This is a genomic window from Kitasatospora sp. NPDC059673 (assembly GCF_042734215.1).
Lineage (GTDB): Bacteria > Actinomycetota > Actinomycetes > Streptomycetales > Streptomycetaceae > Kitasatospora.
In genome coordinates, this window is the sequence record NZ_JBHWEN010000005.1 from 191,797 (window position 1) to 210,615 (window position 18,819).

At 73.1% G+C, this 18,819-nt stretch carries 19 protein-coding genes and 1 tRNA gene; 4 read left to right on the plus strand and 16 right to left on the minus strand.

From position 1 onward, the window contains the following. Positions 1 to 9: 9 nt before the first annotated feature. From ACFV18_RS08785 to ACFV18_RS08805, 5 genes are all read right to left on the minus strand, one after another. On the minus strand, positions 10 to 774 hold the full coding sequence (locus tag ACFV18_RS08785; RefSeq protein WP_380480741.1) for an HAD hydrolase family protein: 765 nt from the start codon (positions 772 to 774) through the stop codon (positions 10 to 12). Between the two features lie 47 nt (positions 775 to 821). Then, entirely contained in the window at positions 822 to 1,274 is a 453-nt protein-coding gene (locus tag ACFV18_RS08790; RefSeq protein WP_380480743.1) for a DUF6188 family protein, read from the minus strand. A 49-nt stretch (positions 1,275 to 1,323) separates the two neighbouring features. Continuing rightward, positions 1,324 to 2,427 (minus strand): NUDIX domain-containing protein, encoded by a 1,104-nt coding sequence (locus tag ACFV18_RS08795; RefSeq protein WP_380480745.1) that lies wholly within the window; start codon positions 2,425 to 2,427, stop codon positions 1,324 to 1,326. A 293-nt stretch (positions 2,428 to 2,720) separates the two neighbouring features. Then, entirely contained in the window at positions 2,721 to 2,909 is a 189-nt protein-coding gene (locus tag ACFV18_RS08800) for a YegP family protein (RefSeq protein ID WP_380480747.1), read from the minus strand. 132 nt (positions 2,910 to 3,041) lie between these two features. Continuing rightward, a complete protein-coding gene (locus tag ACFV18_RS08805; RefSeq protein WP_380480749.1) occupies positions 3,042 to 4,058 on the minus strand; it encodes an ATP-dependent DNA ligase in 1,017 nt (338 codons plus the stop codon). 150 nt (positions 4,059 to 4,208) lie between these two features. Here ACFV18_RS08805 and ACFV18_RS08810 point away from each other — a divergent pair, with 150 nt between their 5' ends. Then, complete coding sequence (locus ACFV18_RS08810; RefSeq protein ID WP_380480750.1) at positions 4,209 to 4,754, plus strand: AAA family ATPase; 546 nt, start codon at positions 4,209 to 4,211, stop codon at positions 4,752 to 4,754. Positions 4,755 to 5,046: 292 nt separating this feature from the next. On the opposite strand, the gene ACFV18_RS08815 is transcribed toward ACFV18_RS08810, so the two are convergent. Then, the gene (locus tag ACFV18_RS08815) at positions 5,047 to 5,934 is read right to left on the minus strand and encodes a helix-turn-helix domain-containing protein (protein ID WP_380480752.1); all 888 of its coding nucleotides are present in this window, start codon (positions 5,932 to 5,934) and stop codon (positions 5,047 to 5,049) included. Positions 5,935 to 6,244: 310 nt separating this feature from the next. On the opposite strand from ACFV18_RS08815, the gene ACFV18_RS08820 reads away from it, so the two are divergent. Beyond that, the gene (locus tag ACFV18_RS08820) at positions 6,245 to 6,766 is read left to right on the plus strand and encodes a hypothetical protein (protein WP_380480754.1); all 522 of its coding nucleotides are present in this window, start codon (positions 6,245 to 6,247) and stop codon (positions 6,764 to 6,766) included. A 137-nt stretch (positions 6,767 to 6,903) separates the two neighbouring features. On the opposite strand, the gene ACFV18_RS08825 is transcribed toward ACFV18_RS08820, so the two are convergent. Then, positions 6,904 to 7,518, minus strand: coding sequence for a helix-turn-helix domain-containing protein (locus ACFV18_RS08825; RefSeq protein ID WP_380480756.1), 615 nt, complete (start codon positions 7,516 to 7,518; stop codon positions 6,904 to 6,906). Between the two features lie 140 nt (positions 7,519 to 7,658). On the opposite strand from ACFV18_RS08825, the gene ACFV18_RS08830 reads away from it, so the two are divergent. Continuing rightward, the gene (locus tag ACFV18_RS08830) at positions 7,659 to 8,648 is read left to right on the plus strand and encodes an alpha/beta fold hydrolase (protein WP_380480758.1); all 990 of its coding nucleotides are present in this window, start codon (positions 7,659 to 7,661) and stop codon (positions 8,646 to 8,648) included. Positions 8,649 to 8,696: 48 nt separating this feature from the next. Here the strand turns inward: ACFV18_RS08830 and ACFV18_RS08835 are convergent, their stop codons facing one another. From ACFV18_RS08835 to ACFV18_RS08865, 7 genes are all read right to left on the minus strand, one after another. Further along, positions 8,697 to 10,019 carry an aldehyde dehydrogenase family protein gene (locus ACFV18_RS08835; RefSeq protein ID WP_380480760.1) on the minus strand — a complete coding sequence of 441 codons (1,323 nt, stop codon included), beginning with the start codon at positions 10,017 to 10,019 and terminating at the stop codon, positions 8,697 to 8,699. A gap of 217 nt (positions 10,020 to 10,236) precedes the next feature. Next, on the minus strand, positions 10,237 to 12,054 hold the full coding sequence (locus ACFV18_RS08840) for an asparagine synthetase B family protein (protein WP_380480762.1): 1,818 nt from the start codon (positions 12,052 to 12,054) through the stop codon (positions 10,237 to 10,239). Next, on the minus strand, positions 12,047 to 12,634 hold the full coding sequence (locus ACFV18_RS08845; protein ID WP_380480764.1) for a hypothetical protein: 588 nt from the start codon (positions 12,632 to 12,634) through the stop codon (positions 12,047 to 12,049). The genes ACFV18_RS08840 and ACFV18_RS08845 overlap by 8 nt, the downstream gene beginning before the upstream one ends. A gap of 19 nt (positions 12,635 to 12,653) precedes the next feature. After that, positions 12,654 to 13,487, minus strand: a complete 834-nt coding sequence (locus tag ACFV18_RS08850) for a hypothetical protein (RefSeq protein WP_380480766.1) — start codon at positions 13,485 to 13,487, stop codon at positions 12,654 to 12,656. Further along, positions 13,484 to 14,617 (minus strand): hypothetical protein, encoded by a 1,134-nt coding sequence (locus ACFV18_RS08855; protein WP_380480768.1) that lies wholly within the window; start codon positions 14,615 to 14,617, stop codon positions 13,484 to 13,486. The genes ACFV18_RS08850 and ACFV18_RS08855 overlap by 4 nt, the downstream gene beginning before the upstream one ends. After that, positions 14,614 to 15,735 carry a hypothetical protein gene (locus tag ACFV18_RS08860; RefSeq protein WP_380480770.1) on the minus strand — a complete coding sequence of 374 codons (1,122 nt, stop codon included), beginning with the start codon at positions 15,733 to 15,735 and terminating at the stop codon, positions 14,614 to 14,616. Before ACFV18_RS08860 ends, ACFV18_RS08855 begins: the two co-directional genes overlap by 4 nt. Before the next feature lie 211 nt (positions 15,736 to 15,946). Then, entirely contained in the window at positions 15,947 to 16,585 is a 639-nt protein-coding gene (locus ACFV18_RS08865; protein WP_380480771.1) for a cupin domain-containing protein, read from the minus strand. Positions 16,586 to 16,708: 123 nt separating this feature from the next. Between ACFV18_RS08865 and ACFV18_RS08870 the strand changes: the two genes are divergently transcribed. Beyond that, positions 16,709 to 16,972, plus strand: a complete 264-nt coding sequence (locus tag ACFV18_RS08870; protein ID WP_380480773.1) for a hypothetical protein — start codon at positions 16,709 to 16,711, stop codon at positions 16,970 to 16,972. A 120-nt stretch (positions 16,973 to 17,092) separates the two neighbouring features. Here ACFV18_RS08870 and ACFV18_RS08875 read toward each other — a convergent pair whose 3' ends face one another. Continuing rightward, the gene (locus ACFV18_RS08875) at positions 17,093 to 18,490 is read right to left on the minus strand and encodes an NADP-dependent succinic semialdehyde dehydrogenase (RefSeq protein ID WP_380480775.1); all 1,398 of its coding nucleotides are present in this window, start codon (positions 18,488 to 18,490) and stop codon (positions 17,093 to 17,095) included. Between the two features lie 72 nt (positions 18,491 to 18,562). Continuing rightward, positions 18,563 to 18,633 (minus strand) — tRNA-Cys (locus ACFV18_RS08880). Positions 18,634 to 18,819 lie beyond the last annotated feature (186 nt).

Sequence of the window (18,819 nt, forward strand, 5' to 3'; positions counted from 1 at the left end):
ACACCTTCCTCAGGCGGTGGCAGCCGCCAGGCGCAGGATCTCCGCGGCGACGGCCTCCGGGTGCGGGGCGACCGTCACCGCGGCGATGCCGTCGAGGGCCGGGTGGGTGCCGACGCGGACGGCGTGGTGGGCGTCGCGGAGCAGGGAGAGGTCGTTGATGTCGTTGCCGAAGGCGTTGTAGTGGTCGATGCCCAGGGAGACCAGGGCCTCGCGCTTGTCGGTGGTGCCGGGGGCGAAGTCGATGATCGCCTCGTCGAGGTGGTGGTTGACGGACAGCCCGAGGGCGCGGCAGGACGCGGCGAGGGCGGGCAGGTCGGTCGCGGAGACCACCAGGAACTTGACCACGGCCGGGAGTTCGGCGATCTCGACGCGGCGGGCCACCCGGTTCTGGTCGATGCGGCCGAGGATCGGGTGGTCGGCCGGGCCGGTGTAGGCGTAGTCCCACGGGCCGTCGGCGAGGTAGCCGGCCTTGAACCGTTCGGCCTCGGCCAGCAGCGTGGCGAGTTTCCCGACCGAGAACGCGGCGCGCGTCCGGACCCGCCCGCCGACCGAGACCAGGCTGCCGTTGCCGCCGATCAGCGTCGCGCCGGGGAACGCCCCTTCGAGGACGGGCAGCAGATCACGGATCGGCCGGGCGGAGGCGAAGACCAGCTCGTGGCCGGCCCGCTCGTAGGCGTCGAGGGCGTCCATGATCCGGGTGTCGATCGTCCTCCCGTCGAAGCAGAGCGTGCCGTCGATGTCGAAGACCGTGGTGCGGGCGGGAGAGATGATCATGGTCGGAGCTTAACGAGCCTTTTACCTCCGGCCTACCTCGCCCCCGCTCAAGCAGGCGGCCCGCCGTCCGGTCGGCCGTCCTGTCCGCTGTCGGGTCCGCCGTCGGGCCCGCCGTCGGGCCCAGCGTCCGGCCCGCCGTCGGGCCCGCCGGTGAACAGGGGGCCGGCGGGGGAGGCGAGCTGCCAGGGGTGGACGGGGACGCCGGGGGCCGGGTCGGGAGCGACGGCCAGGATGTGGCCGGTGTCGAAGCTGAGGCGCAGGCCCCCCGCGAGGGTGACGGTGGCTCCAGTGACCGTGGCGTGGGCCAGCACACCGAGGGCACCGGACGCGGTGACGCCGAGCGCGGGGTAGAAGTGGTCGACCTTCGCACCGCGCAGCAGCCGGAAGTCATTGCGCACCGTCAGCAGCAACCCGCCGTCGAGATGGAGCACCAGCCGGTCGCCGCCGCCCAGCGACCGCACCACGCACCCGTCCAGGCCCAGCCCCGCCGCCTGTTCCATCGCTGCCTCCCGATCGACCACGTGTCCGTACCGTCGATTCTGCCCGCCGTTACCCGTGCGACCCACCCGGCTCGGCGACCAGCGGCGACCCCGACTGCCGTACGCCGTTCACCAGTTCGGCCGGGCCCGCGCCGGGCGGGAGGTCACGGACGGCCAGGCACGCCGCCAGCCGCTGCGCGGTGGCCGGGAGCAGCACCCGCTGCGCCTCCTCGGGAGTGAACAGCCCCCACTCGGCGAGTTCCTCCTCCTGCAGGCGGATCGCCGACAGCTGCTCGGAGGTCACCGTCCCACCGTCGAACATCAGGACGGTGCGCGGGAGTTCGTCACCGAAGCCGGGCACCCAGTCGATCGCCAGCAGCCGGCCGGGCTCGTGCTGCCAGCCGAGTTCCTCCAGGGTCTCCCGCCGGGCGGCCTCCCGGGGCAGCTCGCGGTCCGCCTCGATCGAGCCGCCGGGCAGCACCCACACCGACTCGCCGTTCCACGGCGTCAACCGCACCAGCAGCACCCGGCCGCGCTCGTCCGTGAACAGCGTCCGCGCCTTCGCCCGGATCCGCGGACGGCTCGCGATGTACGTGTCCCGGTCCATCGGCGGCGGCGGGGCGGGACGGTCACCGCCGGGCGGCAGCAGCGCCGCGATCCCGGCCGGGCCGGTGTACGCCGGGGCGGGCCACGGACGCAGGTGCAGGGCGGTGTGCCCGACCGGCCGGCCGTCCGCGAGCTCCAACGGCGCCGCCGAACGCGGCGCCAGTACGCACGACCCGACCCGCCGGGACAGCAGCGGCGGCAGCGCCGACAGCAGCTGCTCCGGCGTCAGGTACACCAGCGCGTCCAACTCCTCGGCCTCCAAGCGGATTTGCTCGCGCTGCGCCTCGGTGAGCGGGTCGGCCCAGTACAGGAACGCCGCGATGGGCGGCCGGTGGTGGTCCCGCGACCAGTCCAGGCAGGCGAGTTCGCGCAGCACCGGGGTGATGCCCAACTCCTCCTGGATCTCCCGGACGGCGGTGTGCCGGGGTGACGGGTCGGACGCGTCCCAGCCGCCGCCCGGCACTTCGATCGGATGCTTGGTCCGGTACGACACCCGGACCACCATCACCCGGCCCTGCTCGTCCGGGAACAGCACCCCTGCCGCCGCCAACAGTTCACGCCCTGCCATCGCCAACCCCCTTGCCCGGTCCGCATCTGCCGTCCCCAGCATGCCGCAGGGCCGGGCCGGGGAGCCGATGTGGCGACGAGCCCGTGACAACCCGACGGGTCGGTCACAGGCTCGCCACAGGGGCCCCGGGTACGGGCCCGTTGTGATGCACCGGCGTTTTCGCGGGCGTCTCGCAGTCGTCTCGCGGGCGTTTCGCGCTGCACGGGCCGGCGCGTACGCCGTTCGTACCCGGCGCACATACCGGTCGTGCGCTGTGACCGCATTGATCGTGCGCTGCGCTCACGCCGTCCGGGTCACGCGTTGGCGCCGGTCTCCTGGAGCTGCGCGTACGGCGCGAGCTTCCGGATCGACTCGATGCTCTTCAGGCACTGTTCGCGGGACTCCTCCGGGTCTCCGGTCACCACGATCGAGCCGTTGCTCGCCTTCAGACGGAAGCGGTGGAGGCCCTGCTCGTCCACGTACAGTTCGAACTTCCCAGCCATGCCAGTGAATACCTCTCGCTCGGGTAGCCCCCCGCAACGGCACCGTACGGACTGCCCGGGAGCGTCGCGCGCCGGGTCGGCCATCCGGTGCAGCGGCATGGGCGGCGGGTCGGGCGGGTCGGGCCGTGCGCGTCAGGCCGGGGGCTCGCGGACCACCTCGGCGGCCGGGCGGTCGGTGCGCACGCCCTGGTAGCGGGGCGCGCGGAGCCGGCCGTCGCGGGTCCACTCGGTGAAGCCGACCTGCACCACCAGTTCGGGCCGCACCCAGTGCGAGGTGCGCGTCGGTACCTCCTCGGCGGTCTCGAACGGGCTGACGGGGGAGGCGAGTTGGAGCAGGACGCGGTGCAGGGCGCGCAGCGTGCGGGTGTCGAAGCCGGTGCCGACCTTGCCCGCGTAGCGCAGTCGGCCGGGTTCGGCGCCATGCTTCTGGTCGCGTTCCTGGCCCCGTTCCTGGCCCCGTTCTTGGCCGCGTTCTTGGCCGCGCTCCTGGCCCCGCTCGTGGTAGCCGAGCAGCAGCGCGCCGAACGCCTCGCGGCTGCCTGCCGGTTCGGTCCAGCCGCCGACCACGAACTCCTGCCCGCGCTCGCACTTGAGCTTGAGCCAGTCGCCGGACCGGGCGGCCACGTACCGGCCGGCCGCGCGCTTGGCGATCAGGCCCTCCCAGCCGTGCGCGCACGCCTCGGAGAGCGGGACGGGAACGCCCGGTTCGGCGGCGGTGTGCTCGGAGAACCTCAGCGGCAGCTCGAACTCGATTGCCTCGGTGAGGAGTTGCTTGCGGTCCAGCAGTGGCAGCCCCGTGGTGTCGTGCCCCTGCAGGGCCAGCAGGTCGAACAGCACGTACTCGACCGCGACGCCGCTGGCCAGCGCGCGTGCCGGATCGTGCAGCCCCATCCGCTGCTGGAGCCGGGCGAAACTGGTCCGCCCGCCCTCGAAGGCGACGATCTCGCCGTCCACCGCGAAGCGCGGCACCGGCTGCGCGGCGAGCGCCGCCACCAGCTCCGGGTAAGCGCTTTCCAGTTGCTGTCCGGTCCGCGATCGCAGGGTCACCCGTGACCCGTCCCGCACTGCCAGCGCCCGGATCCCGTCCCACTTCCGCTCCAGCAGCCACCCCTCGTCGAACACCCGCCGGGTGCTTGACACCGCCAGCATCACTCCGCCACCACCGTTCACCCCGCCAGCCGTTCCCCTCGCCCGCTCCCCACGAACCGGCCCTCACCCGCCCGGCGGCCCCGCAGGCTACGCTGACGAACCAGCAGCTGCGGCTGCTGCCCGGAGACCGAATGGAGTTGACCGTTCGTCATGGCCCGCTGGATCCTCACGGGCGCGCCCGGCGCCGGAAAGACCACCGTGCTGCGCGAACTCGCCGCCCGCGGCCACGAGGTGGTGCCCGAGGCCGCGACCGAGGTCATCGCCCGGGAGCAGGCCGCGGGCGACCCGGAGCCGTGGACCGCGGATGGCTTCGTGGACCGGGTGCTCGCCCTGCAACAGGCCCGGCAGCGGCCCGCCCCGCCGCCCGGCCACGACCGGCTGTTCGACCGCTCGCCGGTGTGCACCCACGCCCTGGCCGTGTACCTCGGCCGCCCCGTGCCGCCCGCGCTCACCGCCGAACTGGAGCGGATCGTCGACACCCGGGCCTACCGGCGCGAGGTGTTCCTGATCCGCCCGATCGGATTCGTCACCCGCACCGCCGCCCGGCGGATCGACTACCGCGCCTCACTGGACTTCGAGCGCGTCCACCGCGACAGTTACCGGCACTTCGGCTTCCACCTGATCGACGTCCCGCCCGCGCCCGTCCCCGCCCGCGCCGACCTGATCGCCGCCGCGCTGGCCCGCGCTGTCCGCTGACGACAAGCCGCCCCGTCAATTCACTTCGCCAGCCCGCCAGTTCAGTTCTTCCTCCGTGGGCTCGACCCGGCCGGTGGCAGCCGCACGGCGAGGGGACCCGGGGGGGCACGGGGGAGACGATTCACGCACCGAACCGGACCGCCGGTGCGCCGGCTTGCGCGGAAATCGGCAGCGCCGCCGTCCCGGTGCAGGTACGTGGGGGCATCGTGGCGCGGGAGCGGCTCGGGGTGGGGTGCCTTTGACCTTTGACAGCGGAGCTGCCATCAGCCCCAGGCGGCACTGTGCGGTCCGGTCAGGTTGTCTCGGCTCTGAACTCCTTGATCTCCCCGTTCGGGAACTGAACGTAGCCGCGCGCGCTCACCGGATTGTTCATCCCGAACACCATGGTGGTCCAGAACGGCGGCGTTTTCCCGTACAGCGCCTGGCAGTCGGTGGGGAAGCATGCTTTGTCGGTCTGGGCGACGATCTCGATCCGCCCCTGCCAGCCGGCCGGGATGTGCAGTGTCGCCCAGTTGGTGCCGCATCTCGGCGAGTACCAGTTCTCCAGGCTTCCCACGGACTGGCCCTCGTTGACGATCGCGGTGATCTTTCCGCGCTGTGCCCCTTCACCCCAGCACGGGGTCTCGTTCGGCTCCTTGCCCTGGCAGCCGTAGCCGATCACCTCCCCGCCGCATGCTTCGGTCGGGACGGGATCGTTGCCGGGCGGGTAACTGGATGCGAGCGACGCGTGGTTGGGGGCGGCGTCGTTCGGTACGAGCAGCACGGTCACGGTCGCGGTGAGGACAGAGGAGCAGAGAACCGCCACGATCAACGGCCACCAGCGGGTCCGTACCAGGACTGTCGGCTCCGGGCTCTCCGGTTCCCACTTCGGTGGCTCCGGACCGGAGTTGTCTCCCGTATCCGGCCGGGCGGGTCGAGCCTCGCCGTCCTGTGCCGACTCCCACAGACCTCGCCAGCGTTCTGTGTCCGTGACACCGCAGCCGGCGACGAATGCGGCGGTCACGTCCCAGGAGGGCATCTTCTTCCCACCCTCGGCGATCGACAGCGTGGTGGGGGAGAATCCCGAACGCTTGGCCAGCTGGCGCAGGGTCAACCCGGCTTCCTCCCGGGTGGCCCGTAAGCGCTCGGCGAACCGGACCACCGCGCCGGTGCCCTCCAGCGGAGTCTGTCTGCGCGCCACGTGCCCCTCCCTCTGCCCTCGAAGTGGGTGCTCTGTCCCATTGTTTGGCGTTGTTCGCGCATGTCAACGGCGTCTCCTGACAGGCCCCGAGGAACACGCCAGGTCACGTCCCCGGGATTGTCCACCTTTGTTCACCCGGCGCGCACCGGCCCTGCCGCGCGCGCTCCGGTGCTGCTGTCATGACTCCACTCCACCGGCCACGCGGCAGCAGCGGCCGGAGGCAAAGCCGACGCCGGCATCCGCCTGCTGCGGCCGGACATCCGGCAGAGCAGCGGGTGCCGGGACAGCAACCGAACCGAAGGAGAAGGACATGCGCACCGCCAAGAGAATCCTGGGCGTCCTCGTGGCGACCACCCTCGCCACCGCCGGCCTCCTGGTCACCGCGCCGACCGCCTCGGCGGCCGGCTGCTGGGCGTCCTCGTGCGCCGGGCGGGACCACGGCGCGGTCGGCTGCTGGGCCACGGACGTGAAAACGGCCTACGTCATCCGGGACGGCGTGCAGCTGGCGACCGTGTGGAACGACTACTCCAGCAGCTGCAAGGCCAACTGGTCGGCCGCTCAGCTGACGCAGGCCGCCCGCAACGCCGGGTACAGGCTGTACGTCGACATCCAGACCACCGACAGCAACGGCGCACGGGAGTTCATGTGCTACCCCGGGCCGGACAACACCGGCAGCCTCGTTGAGGCGTGCACCGACTGGCCCTATTCCGGGTACAGCGGTTCCGGAGCGCCCTGGACCGACATGATCGACGGCACGAACGTGACTGCCGCGCGGGCGTACGTCTTCGACTCCAGCGGCAACCTGGTCATGGACGCCCCGGTCTGGCAGTAGAGCAGAACACCCCACCGCGGCACCGCGCTCTGCCACTCGCGCCCCCGCCACCCGCTGTGCAGTCGGCGGGGCGCGAGTGGATCGGGGCAGCAGTTACCTGGAACATCGGAAAACGTGCTCGGCGACGCGATCGCGCACTACGGCCCGGCCCGGCGGTCGGGGGCCGGGGTGCGCGATCGTAGGCGTTCCCCCTGGGGTCCGAACATGATCAGATATTCGACCGGTCCGCCGGGCCCGGCGTTCGCGACTCCGTGGGCGGTGCGGGTGTCGAACTCGGCCACGTCGCCGGCGCTCAGCACCAGGTCCTGCTCGCCGAGCGCCAGCCACAGCCGCCCGTACAGGACGCACAGCCATTCGTACCCGTCGTGGGAGGTCTGCCGCGGCCGCGTTGGCGGCGCGTCGATGGCGGGCAGGACGTGCTTGTGGGCGTGCAGGCCCCCGACGTACCTGGTCAGCGGTAGCACCGCCTTGTCGTTGCCGGAACGCCGCGGCACCGGGGTGCGCGGTCCGGGTGACGCGGCGGGTGCGGTGCCGGCCAGCTCGTCCAGGGAGACGTCGTACGCCTTCGCGAGCTGCAGCAGCACCTCCAGGGTGGGCTTGCGCCGGCCGGTCTCGATCCGCGACAGCGTGCTCAGCGAGATGCCGGTCGCGCGGCTGACGCCGGTGAGTGTGGCGCCGCGCTGCTCGCGCGCCGTCCGCAGCCGGGGGCCCATGGCCGCCAGCGTTTCGGCCGTGCCGTCGTCCGTCACCATCGCCCCGCTCCCTTTGGCCGTGCCGTCTCCGCCACCCTGTCCTGCCAGTTTGCCAGAATGGCAAGGGTGTTCGCGTCGCGCGGCCGCCGCGCCGCATGATCGGCGGGTAACCGAGGCCGCCCGTCAACCGAGGAGAAGCGATGCACCAGCCCGCGCCGTCCGCCGACCTGCGCCACCGCACCATCGAGGCACCCGCCGGGCGCCTGCACCTTGTCGAACAGGGCACCGGACCGCTGGTCCTGCTCGTCCACGGCTTCCCCGAGTCCTGGTACTCCTGGCGCCGCCAGCTCCCGGCCCTCGCGGCGGCGGGGTACCGGGCCGTGGCGCTCGACGTACGCGGCTACGGCCGCTCCTCCAAGCCGGCCGCGACGGACGCCTACCGGATGCTCGACCTGGTGGAGGACAACGTCGCCCTGGTGCGCGCCCTGGGCGAGGAGCAGGCGGTGGTCGTCGGGCACGACTGGGGCTCCAGCATCGCGGCGGCCTCCGCCCTGCTCCACCCCGAGATCTTCCGCGCCGTCGGACTGCTGAGCGTCCCCTACGCGCCGCCCGGCGGCCCCCGCCCTACCGAGGTCTTCGCGCAGATGGGCGGCGACCAGGAGTTCTACGTCTCCTACTTCCAGGAGCCCGGCCGGGCCGAAGCAGAGATGGAGCCCGACCTCCGGGGCTGGCTCGCGGGCTTCTACGCGGCCCTGTCCGCCGACACCATGCCCGCCCAGGGCGAGCCCGACCCGCACTTCGTGACCCGCGCCGGCGGCCGGCTGCGCGACCGCTTCCCCGGCGGCAAGCTGCCCGCCTGGCTGACCGAGGACGACCTCGACGTGTACGCCGGGGAGTTCGAGCGCACCGGCATGACCGGGGCCCTCAACCGCTACCGCACCATGGACCGTGACTGGGAGGACCTCGCCCCGTACGACGGAGCCCCGATCACACAGCCGTCCCTGTTCATCGGCGGCGCCCTGGACGCCTCCACGACCTGGATGGCCGACGCGATCGACGCCTACCCGGCCACCCTCCCCGCCCTGACCTCCGCTCACATCCTGGACGGCTGCGGGCACTGGATCCAGCAGGAGCGCCCCGAGGAGGTCAACCGGCTGCTGACCGCCTGGCTCGCCGCCCTCCCGGACTGAACCGGCGGGTGTGCCGTCCGGGCTCCGCTGTCGTCGGGGCCGGTCCGGTCAGGTCAGGCGGGCCGTCACCGTCTTGGGGCGCTGGTATTCGCGCAGGGCCAGGGTGGACAGGTCGGTGCCCGCGCCGCTGCCCCGGCGGCCGCTGTGGGGGAGTTCGGCGGATTGGGCGAGGTGGCAGTTGAGCCAGACTTCGCCGGCGGAGAGGCGGTCGGTGAGGGCGAGGCCGGTGGTGAGGTCGGTGGTCCAGACGGAGGCGGCGAGGGCCTGGGGGACGGACTCGGCGAGGGCGACGGCCTGGTCGAGGGTGGCGGCGCGTTGGACGGTGAGCAACGGGCCGAAGACCTCCTCGACCACGGCCGGGTCGTCGGCGGGCAGGTCGGCGAGGACGGTCGCGGGCCGCCACAGTCCGTCGGTGCGGCCAGGGGCGGAGTGGACGACGCGGGCGCCGGACTGCGCCACGATCCGGTCGTAACGGGCCGCCTGGTCGGGGTTGTTGAGCGGGCCGAAGTCGCGTCCGGCGTGGCGTTTGGCCATCGCGGCGGCGAGCGCGGTCACGGCGTGCTGGTACGTCTCGTCGAGGACGATGACCCTGGCGGGGGCGGCGCAGCTCTGGCCGGCGTTGTAGGTGCAGGCGGCGGCGAGTTGCCGCCAGGTGTCGGCGGGCGCGTCGGGCAGGACCAACACCGGGCTGTTGCCGCCGAGTTCGAGGCTGACGGGGGTGAGGCCGGCGCGGGCGGTGATGTCGGTGCCTGCGGTGGGGCTGCCGGTGAAGGCGATCAGGTCGCAGCCGGCCGAGACCAGCAGCCGGCCGGTCTCCCGGTCGCCCGGCAGTGCGGTCAACACGCCCGGCCCGAGGGCCTGTTCGGCGTGCTCGGCGAGCAGCAACGCGCTGTCGGGGGTGGTCTCGGCGGGCTTGAGGACCACCGTGTTGCCCGCCGCGAGGGCGGGGGCGCAGCGCCAACCGGCCATCAGCAGCGGGTAGTTCCACGGCACGATGGCCGCGACCACGCCGACCGGCTCCCAGCGGACCCAACTCTGGTGCCCGGCCAGATAGTCGCCCGCGGCGGGGGAGGTGCCGGCCCGCACCGCGCCGCCGTAGAACCGGAACAGGTCGGCGACCTCGGCGATTTCACCGGCCGCCTCGGCGTCGGGCTTGCCGGTGCCCGCGCATTCGGCGGCCAGGTAGTCGTCCGCGTGGCGCTCGATCAGGTCGGCGAGTGCGGCGAGCCGGCGGTGCCGTTCGCGCGGGGTGAGCGCGGACCAGGCGGGCCGGGCGGCCCTGGCGGTGGCGACGGCGGCGGCCACCTCCGGCGGGCGGGCGGCGTCGAGGGTGCGGCGGGGCGCGCCGGTGCGCGGGTCGGTCAGTTTCATCGGGCGTTCTCCGTCGGTGTCACAAGTCGTGGGTGCGCAGCCAGAGTTCGAGGGTGAGCGGCAGTCGCGGCTTGCCGCCCCGGCGCGGGACTGGCGGGTTCACCGGGCCGGCCGGGTGGCCCTGGCGGCCGTCATCTCTGGCGGGTGAGTGGCGTCGGAGGTGCGGCGGGGGCGCCGGGACGCGGTTCGGGCGGATTCATCGGTGGTGCTCCATGGGTCACAAGTCGTAGGCGCGCAGCCAGAGTTCGAGGGTGAGCAGCAGCCACAGCTTGCCGCCCTGGCGGGGCAGCAGCAGTCCGCCGCCGCGCATCCAGGTTTCCACGGTGTCGGCCCGGAACAGGCCGCGGGCGCGGGCGGTGGGGCCGAGCAGCAGGTCGAGGGTGTGTTCGCTGAGCGGGCCGCGCAGCCACTGCTGCACGGGTACCCGCATTCCGCTCTTGGGGCGGTAGGTGACGGTGTCGGGCAGCAGGTCGCGCACCGCCTCCTTGAGGATCCATTTCTCCTCGGTGGCACGGAGTTTGAGCGCGGGCGGGGTCGTGAACGCGTGCTCCACCACCTGCCGGTCGAACAGGGGGGAGCGGCCCTGGATGCCCTGGGAGGCGGTGAGCCGTTCGACCTTGGTGAGGATGTGATGCGCGCCCTTGGTGCGCAGGTTGCAGTGCAGCAACTGGTCGAGCAGCGACGGCATTCGGCGGTCCGACAGATACGGTGCGACGTGGCGGCGCGGGTGCGCGGCCGGGCCGAGCGCGTCGAGTCCGGCCAGTGCCTCGCCGGTGAGCAGTACCGGCAGGTCCTCCCAGCACTTGCGATAGGTGTGCAAGTAGGCATCGGCGCGGGCCTGTTCGGACGGATCGTCGCGGAGCAGCTCGAACACCAGCATCGGCAGGTTCTTCGGCCCGCCGAACACCGGGTCGCCGCCCTCACCGTTGAGCGACACGCTCAGCCCGTCGCCCGCGACGGCCTCGGCGAGCATCAGGTTCGGCACGGTCAGCGGATCGCCGACGGGGCTGTCGAGCAGTGCGACAGTGTCGGCAAGCCGGGCCGCGACCTGCTCGCCGGGTACGGTCAGGACCCGGTGCCGGGTGCCGCAGTGCGCCGCGACCAGTCCCGAGTAGCCCAGTTCGTTGGGCAGTTCGTTGCCGAAGCTGATCGAGTAGGTGTGCACCGGCCGGTCGTGCAGCCTGGCGGCCAGTGCCGTCACCAGCGAACTGTCCACCCCGCCGGACAGCAGGACCGCCACGTCCTGCCCGTCCGGCAGCCGCCGGGCCACTGCCCGATCCAGCAACTCGCGCAGGACAGAGGCATAGTGACGATCCGTCAGCTCAGTGAGAGCCGAACCTGCCTGCGGTTCCCAGAACTCCTCGACGCGCACCGAGCCGTCCGCGCCCAGGCGGGTCACCTTGCCGGGCAGCAGCTCGGACACCCCGCGCAGCAGCGTCTCGGTGCCCGGCAGGTAGGCGAAGGTGAGGAAGGAGCGGACGGCGCCGAGGTCCAACCCGGTGTCCACGTCCGGGCGTTGACGCAGATGCCGGAGCGAGCTGGACGCCGCCCAGCCGCCGTCGCGGGTGCGGCAGTGGAAGGCCGTGCGGGCGCCCATGTGGTCGCGGATCAGCACCAGGTCCGGGCCGTCCAGCACCGCGAGGGTGAACATGCCGTCCGCCGCCCGCAGGCCGTCCGGGCCGAGCGCCAGCCAGCAGCGCAGCAGCAACTCCCCGTCGGAGCACCCGGGTTCGGTGGGCTGTCCGGTCGCGGCCAGGGCGGCATGCAGCTCGTCCCGGTTGTGCAGGGTGACTTCACCGATGGCGGTGCGGCCGTCCACGGTGAACGGGCCGTCCGCGAACCCGGGCACCCCGGCGAGCAGGGCCGCCGACACGCAGCGGCCCTGCGTCTCGAACGGGCCTGCCACCAGGCCGGGTTCGGGCGGCCGGGGGCCGGCCACGGGCAGCGACAGTACGGTGTAGCGGGCCGGGCGGTGCGGGGCCCGCGCCCCGGCGGGTGCGGGCGCGGGCGCGGCCAGGCGGTGCGACTCAGCCAAAGTCGTCCCCGTCCCATGCGCCGCCGTCCGCCGGGTCGCTTCCGTCGTCGCCGTCCCCGGCCGTGCCGAAGCCGCCGTGGTCGTCGAACCCGTCGTCGAAACCGCCGCTGTCGTCGCCACCCCCCTCACCGCCGCTGCCGTCACCGCCGCCGCCGTCACCGCCCGAGCTGCGGGCGCGTTCGGCCTGGCGGCGCAACTCCTCCTCCTCGTCGGCCGACAGCAGCTCCGGCGCGTACTGGACGGCCGCGATGCCCGCGCCCAGGCCGAGCGCGCCCAGGACCACACCGAGCCGGCCCGGGAACGAGCTCCGATTGACCAGCACGTAGCGGCCCTGGCCCCATACCGTGCGGCCGTAGCCGATGTCGCGCCCGTAGCCGGTCCGGCCGTCGGCGTGGGAGCGCTTGACCAGGTCGCGGCCCAGCCGCTCGTCGGTGCCCGAGTCGCCCCGGTCGTCGCGCCAGTGGATCCGGCCGTCGGTGCCGCGGCTGCGCCATTCGCTGCGGCCGTCGGAGTACCGGCGGTGCACCGTGCCGTCGGCCAACAGCTCGTCGCTGTAGGTGATTTCGGGTGGCTGGGTCATCGTCCAGAGTCCTCGGGGGTCAGGGCGTCGGCCAGGTCAGGAAGCCGGTGTCGCGGGCCCGGGTGGGCGCGGCCGGACGGGCGGGTGGGGCGAATCCGCCGCCACGGACGGTGCGCAGCACGGTCCGCAGCAGCCGGGCCGGGCGGACCGCCGCGAGCTCCGCGACCCGGCCCCGGGCCAGCCAGGCCCGCTCCGCAGCCGGCAGCTCCGACGGCAAGTCGTCCGCGTCGCACCGGGGTTGACCGGCGAGCGCGGCCAGATGCAGGGCGGCGGCGTGGCGCGGCAGCAGGCCCGTGGTGCGCACCCGCAGCCGGGGACCGGCGTGTTCGCGCACCCGTAGGAACAGTTCCAGCCCGGCGGGCGAGGCGTCGTGCAGCACGTGCACCACCGCGCCCTCCGCCCGCTCCAGCGCGGCCAGCAGCCGGGCGTCCAACGGCAGTCGCTCCGGGGTGAGGATCGGGCAAGCCCCCTCCAGGTGCAGGCGGTTGGCCAGCAGCATCGCGGCGATCGCCGGATCCTGGCAGACCAGCAGCCGGGGGAACGCGTAGTCGTACAGGTCGCCCTCCGGTCCCGGCCGGTGCGGACGGGGCTCCACCAGGTCCGGCAGCACGGGCAGTTGGGGCTGCCGGGCGAGCGAGGCCGCGAAGCGCTCCGCCGACAGCAGTGGCCGGGTGGTGTAGCGCAGCCGGTGCGGGCCTCGGTGCAGCGGGAGCAGCGTCCGGTCGGTCTCGTAGTACAACTGCCGTGCGGTGAAGGCGAGTTGGCCCGGGCGGGCGCAGCGCTCGGCGGCCCGCCGCACGGCCCGGTCGAGCAGTCGGTCGGGTATCGGGGTCAACCCGCGTCCCTTCGTCATCGGGCGCCGCCCTTCGGCTCGGCCGGGGGCCAGGTGAGGAAGCCGAGCCGTTCGGCGCGCCGCCGGGTCTCGGCGGGGGTTTCCACCGCAGGTGCGGGGGCGGTGGTGGCCCGTTCGACGGCCTTCTCGACCAGGGCGAACAGCTTCGCCGGCGGCATGGTGATCAACGGCGAGCGCCAGCCGGCCATCAGCCAGTCCCGTTCCTGCGCGGCCAACCGCTGCCAGCCCGGTGCGGACGCCAGCGCCGTTGGAAGGTGCGGCCGGCTCATTTCGCGAAGTCGCACCGCCTTCCCGGGCTCGAACACCACGCGCGGCGCAAGTCCGCGAAGACGCACCACCTTCGCGGGCTCGAACACCGCGCGCGGTGCGAGCCCGCAGTCCACCACCCGGCGCCCGGGCAGCGCCGCCCGGATCTCCGTCGTGCGGGCCAGCGCCGACAGCGACAGGTCACGCAGCACCGCCACCGGCAGAGCGGCCGGGACGCTTCCCAACTCCTCGACCAGCAGCACCTGGTGGCGTTCGGCAAACTCGTTGGCGCGCAAGAAGCCCGCCACGGAGGGGAGTTCGCACAGCAGCACGGCCCGGGCCTCGACGGTGCCCGGCTTCGACACGGTCGGCGGGTGCTCCAACAGCCCGTCCGGCAGCCCGAAGTAGACCTCCCGCCAGCGGTCGATCACCTGGAGCTGGAACCTGAGGGGCGACAGCCGCGGACGGAACGGAGCCCCGGCCCGCGCACGCCACGCCCCATGGAACTCCCGCACCGCGCGCGTGGCCGCGGCCACCGCGAGCAGGCCCACGGCGAGGAACCAGGCGCGCCTGCCGACACCGACCGCCACCGAGCCGCCCGCCAGCGCGCACCCGGCCCAGACAGTGCCGCTCACGAGGTGCGCGCGGTGCTCCTTCGGGCCCGGAAACCCGTACAGGCGACGCTCGTTGAGCCAGTACAGCTGCTCGACGGTGATCCGCAGGCGGCCGCCGGTGCCCTTGGCCACCAGCTCGTGGAACTTGAGGTCGTGCAGGCGACCGGGCTCCTCCTTCGGGTCCAGCGCGAAGGTCCGACCGCAGTGCGAGCAACGGTGTCCGTGACGTGCGCGCCGGCCCACGCTCTCCCGGCAGTTCGGGCAGATCACCGGGCACCGTCCGTGGGTCGGGCCGACGGGGCGTCGTTGGCCGGTCGCCGCGCGGGCAGGGCCTGCGGCCAGCTGAGGAAGCCGAGCCGTTCGGCGCGCCGCCGGGTCTCGGCGGGGGTTTCCGCCACAGGTACCGGGGCGGTGGTGGCCCGTTCGACGGCCTTCTCGACCAGCGCGAACAGCTTCGGCGGAGGCAGGCTGATCAGCGGCGAGTACCAGCCGTTCGCCAGCCAGTCGCGTTCCCGGTCGGCCAGCCGTCGCCAGCCCGTCGAGGCGCCCAGGGCCGACGGCGCCCGACGCTGCCCCGCGTCGTCGCGCAGTCGCACCGCCTTCGCCGGTGCGAACACCGCGCGCGGCGCGAGCCCGCAGTCCACCACCCGGCGCCCGGGCAACTCCTCCCGGACCGCCACCGTGCGGGCCAGCGCCTTCAGCGACAGATCGCGCAGCACCACCACCGGCAGAGCGGCCGGAACCTTCGCCAACTCCTCGACCAGCAGCACCCGGTGGCGCTCCGCGAAGTTGTTGGTGCGCAGGAACGCCGCCACGGCCGGGAGTTCGCACAGCACCACGGCCTGCGCCTTGACCGTCGTCGGCTTCGAACCGCCCGCAGGGTGCTCCACCAGCCCGGCCGGCAGCTCGCGGTAGACCTCCCGCCAGCGGCCGATCACCCGCCGCTCGAAGTCGCTCAAGGACACGTGCGGCCGCATCGGGACATCGGACCGCAGCCGCCCCGCGCCCACGAACTGCTGCACGGCCAGGCTCACGGCGATTACCGTGACCGGGCCCAGCAGGAACCAGGCGAAACCGCCGATCCCGATCGTCAGCGAGCCGGTGATCACCGCGACCACCGCCAGCACGGCGCCCCCCACGACGCTGCCGTCGCGCTCGTCGTGGGTCGGGTACCGGTGCAGGCGGCGCTCGTTGAGCCAGTACAGCTGCTCGACGGTGATCCGCAGGCCGTCGCCGGTGCCCTTGGCCACCAGCTCGCGGAACTTGAGGTCGTGCAGCCGTCCCGGCTCCACCTTCGGGTCCAGCGCGAACTTCTTCCCGCAATGCGAGCAGGTGTGTCCGGTGCGTTCGCGCTGGCGTCGGTCGGTCCGGCAGTTCGGACAGATCATCGGGCGTTCTCCCGGGTCATCGGGCGTGCTCGATCGGAGAGTTGGTCGGCGAGGCGGGCGAAGCGGGGGAGGGAGGCAGGGGAAGCGGGCGAAGCGGGTGAGGCGGGCGGAGCGGGCGAAGCAGGCACGGCGGGCGAAGCAGGGGGAGTGGGGGGAGCGGGCGATGTCGGTGAACCGGTGGGCGTGGCCTGCGACTTCAGCGGCACCGGCGTCACCTGGAGTCCTCCAGGGCCGCCGCGATCCGGTGCAGCCGGTGCGCCAGCCGCTCCCGCACGCCCACCGTACCTACTCGCTGACGTGACGTCACCTCCCGTAGGGCGGCGGCCAGTTCCTGCTCGCCACGCTGCTCGGCGACCTGGGCGGTGATCGCGTAGTCCTCGTGGTCGATGCCGTAGCCGGTGTTCGCGGCCAGGATCGCCAGACGGTTGTCGCTGCGGTTGCCGAACGAGTGCGGCATCAGCTCGGGGATCCGGATCAGCGTGCCCGGCGCCAGATCGACGGCCACCACCCGGCGGCGGCGCGCGTCGTACAGCCCGCAGGAGGCCGGGCCGAGCGCCAGCACCAGGTGCTCACCGCCGTGCGCGTGCGGGGTGAACGCGGTGTGCGGCGCGACCAGGCCCAGCTTGTAGGTGGCGTTCGACGGGCGCTCCGGCGAGGTCGCCGCGTCGCCGATGAAATAGTGCGCATACTGCTGGTCGTCGATGAAACGCAGGAGCCCGCTGTCCGGGTCCTGCGGACCGAGCTCCCGCACCCCCGACCGATCGGCGCGCAGCACCCGCCCGTCCGGGCGCAGCCGGAACAGCTCGGCGCCGTCCGGCAGTGCGGACGCCTGTCGTTCCAGGCTGCGCAATCCCCCGCGTATCGACACTCGCGACCCCCCTCGTCGGTGCTCGCGGTGATGCTACCCGGGCTGCCGGGGTCGCTGACCAGCGGCATACTCGAACAAATGCTGAATTCTGCGGAGGTGAGAGCCATGCCCGCGACTGCTGCCGGAGCTTCGGGCCCCCGTCCGGTGCGGGGGACATACGCCTGGCTGACCGATAAGCACAACTCTTCGCTGGTGTTCCTGCTGGCCCTCTCGCTGGGCCTGGCCCTGGTCGCCCCGCAGGTGACCGAACTCTGGTTGCTGATCGTGTTCTCGGTGGTGTGGGGCGCGACCATCGTGGCCTTCGTCGCGCAGTTCTGGGGCCGCTACGAACACGCCCACCCGCACCACCACGCCCGCCACGCGGCGTGACCACACCGGTCGGTCCGGCGGCCGTCGGCTGCCGGACCGCACAGTGCAACTTCCCGTCAGTGGCCGGGCGGCGCAGCTCAGCCGTCCGTCAGTGGCCGGGCCGCGCAGCTCAGCCGTCCGTCAGCTGCTGGACCACACCGTGGTGATGTTGCAGAACTCGCGAATGCCGTGACCGGACAACTCCCGCCCGTAGCCGGAACGCTTGATCCCGCCGAACGGGAACGCCGGGTGGGAGGCCGTCATCCCGTTGAAGAACACGCCGCCCGCTCGCAGGTCGCGCACGCACCGCTCCCGGTCGGTCTCGTCGCGTGTCCAGACGTTGGAACTCAGGCCGAACGGTGAGTCGTTGGCGATCGCCACCGCCTCGTCCAGGTCGGCGGCCCGGTACACGGTGGCGACGGGGCCGAACGCCTCCTCGTGGTGGATTTTCATGCGCGGCGTGATGCCGGTCAACACCGTCGGGAGGTAGTACCAGCCGCCTTCCAGCGCCGGATCGTCCGGCCGCTCGCCGCCGCAGGTGACGCTCGCGCCGAGCCGGACGGCGTCGGAGACCAGCTCCTCCAGGTCGGTGCGGCCCTGCTCGGTGGCGACGGGGCCGACCTCGGTGGCCTCCGCCATCGGGTCGCCGACGGTCAACTCCCGCATCCGGGCGGTGAAGCCGGCCAGGAACTGGTCGTACACGTCGGCGTGCACGATGAAACGCTTCGCCGCGATGCAGGACTGGCCGTTGTTCTGCACCCGGGCCGTCACCGCCTTCGCGACCGCGGCCGGTACGTCCGCCGAGGGCAGCACCAGGAACGGGTCGCTGCCGCCCAGTTCGAGGACGGTCTTCTTCACCACGTCGCCCGCCGCCGCCGCCACCGCGCGGCCCGCGCCCTCGCTGCCGGTCAGCGTCACCGCCGTCACCCGCTCGTCCCGGATCACCGCCTCCACCGCGCGCGAGGGGATCAGCAGCGTCTGGAAGCACCCCTGCGGGAACCCGGCGAGGACGAACAGTTCCTCCAGCGCGAGCGCCGTGCGCGGCACGTTCGAGGCGTGCTTCAGCAGGCCGACGTTGCCGGCCATCAGCGCGGGCGCGGCGAAGCGGATCACCTGCCAGAACGGGAAGTTCCACGGCATCACCGCCAGCACCGGGCCGAGCGGCCGGTAGCGGACGAACGCCGACGCGCCGCCGGAGTCCGCGATGTCGGCCGCCGTCGGATGCTCGTCGGCGAGCAGGGCCTGTGCGTGGTCCGCGTACCAGTGCATCGCCTTCGCGCATTTGGCGGCCTCGGCGCGGGCCTGGGCCAGTGGCTTGCCCATCTCCAAGGTCATGGTGCGGGCGACCTGTTCGTTGCTCTGCTCCAGCAACTCGGCTGCCCGGTGCATCAGTTCGGTGCGCTGCGGGAACGCGCTCAGCCGCCAGGACTCGAAGGCCGACTGGGCGCGGGCCAAGCGGGCTTCCACGCCTGCTTCGTCCAGCGGATCGAAGACCTCGACGGTACGGCCGTCGGCCGGATTGACGGTGGCGATGGGCATCGGGAATCCACTCCCTCCTCGGATCCCGCCCGGCCTTCCGGGCGGGTGGCGGACCTCGAAGAGGGAGCGAGGAGGTGGAGACAGGAATCGAACCTATGTAGACGGCCCTGCAAGCCGCTGCCTCGCCTCTCGGCCACTCCACCGGGCTCCCTCGCGTGACTCAGAAACTAGCAGCGGGACTCGCGTGACCTGCGCCGCGACGCACCGGAGTGTCGGGCAATTCGCCCAGATCGACTGCCTGTTGGGGCAGTGTGGTGGGTACCCGGTGTGATCACCAGTTGATCGACGGCCGGGCGGCCGGACTGCCCCGGCGACTACCCTGGGCGGCG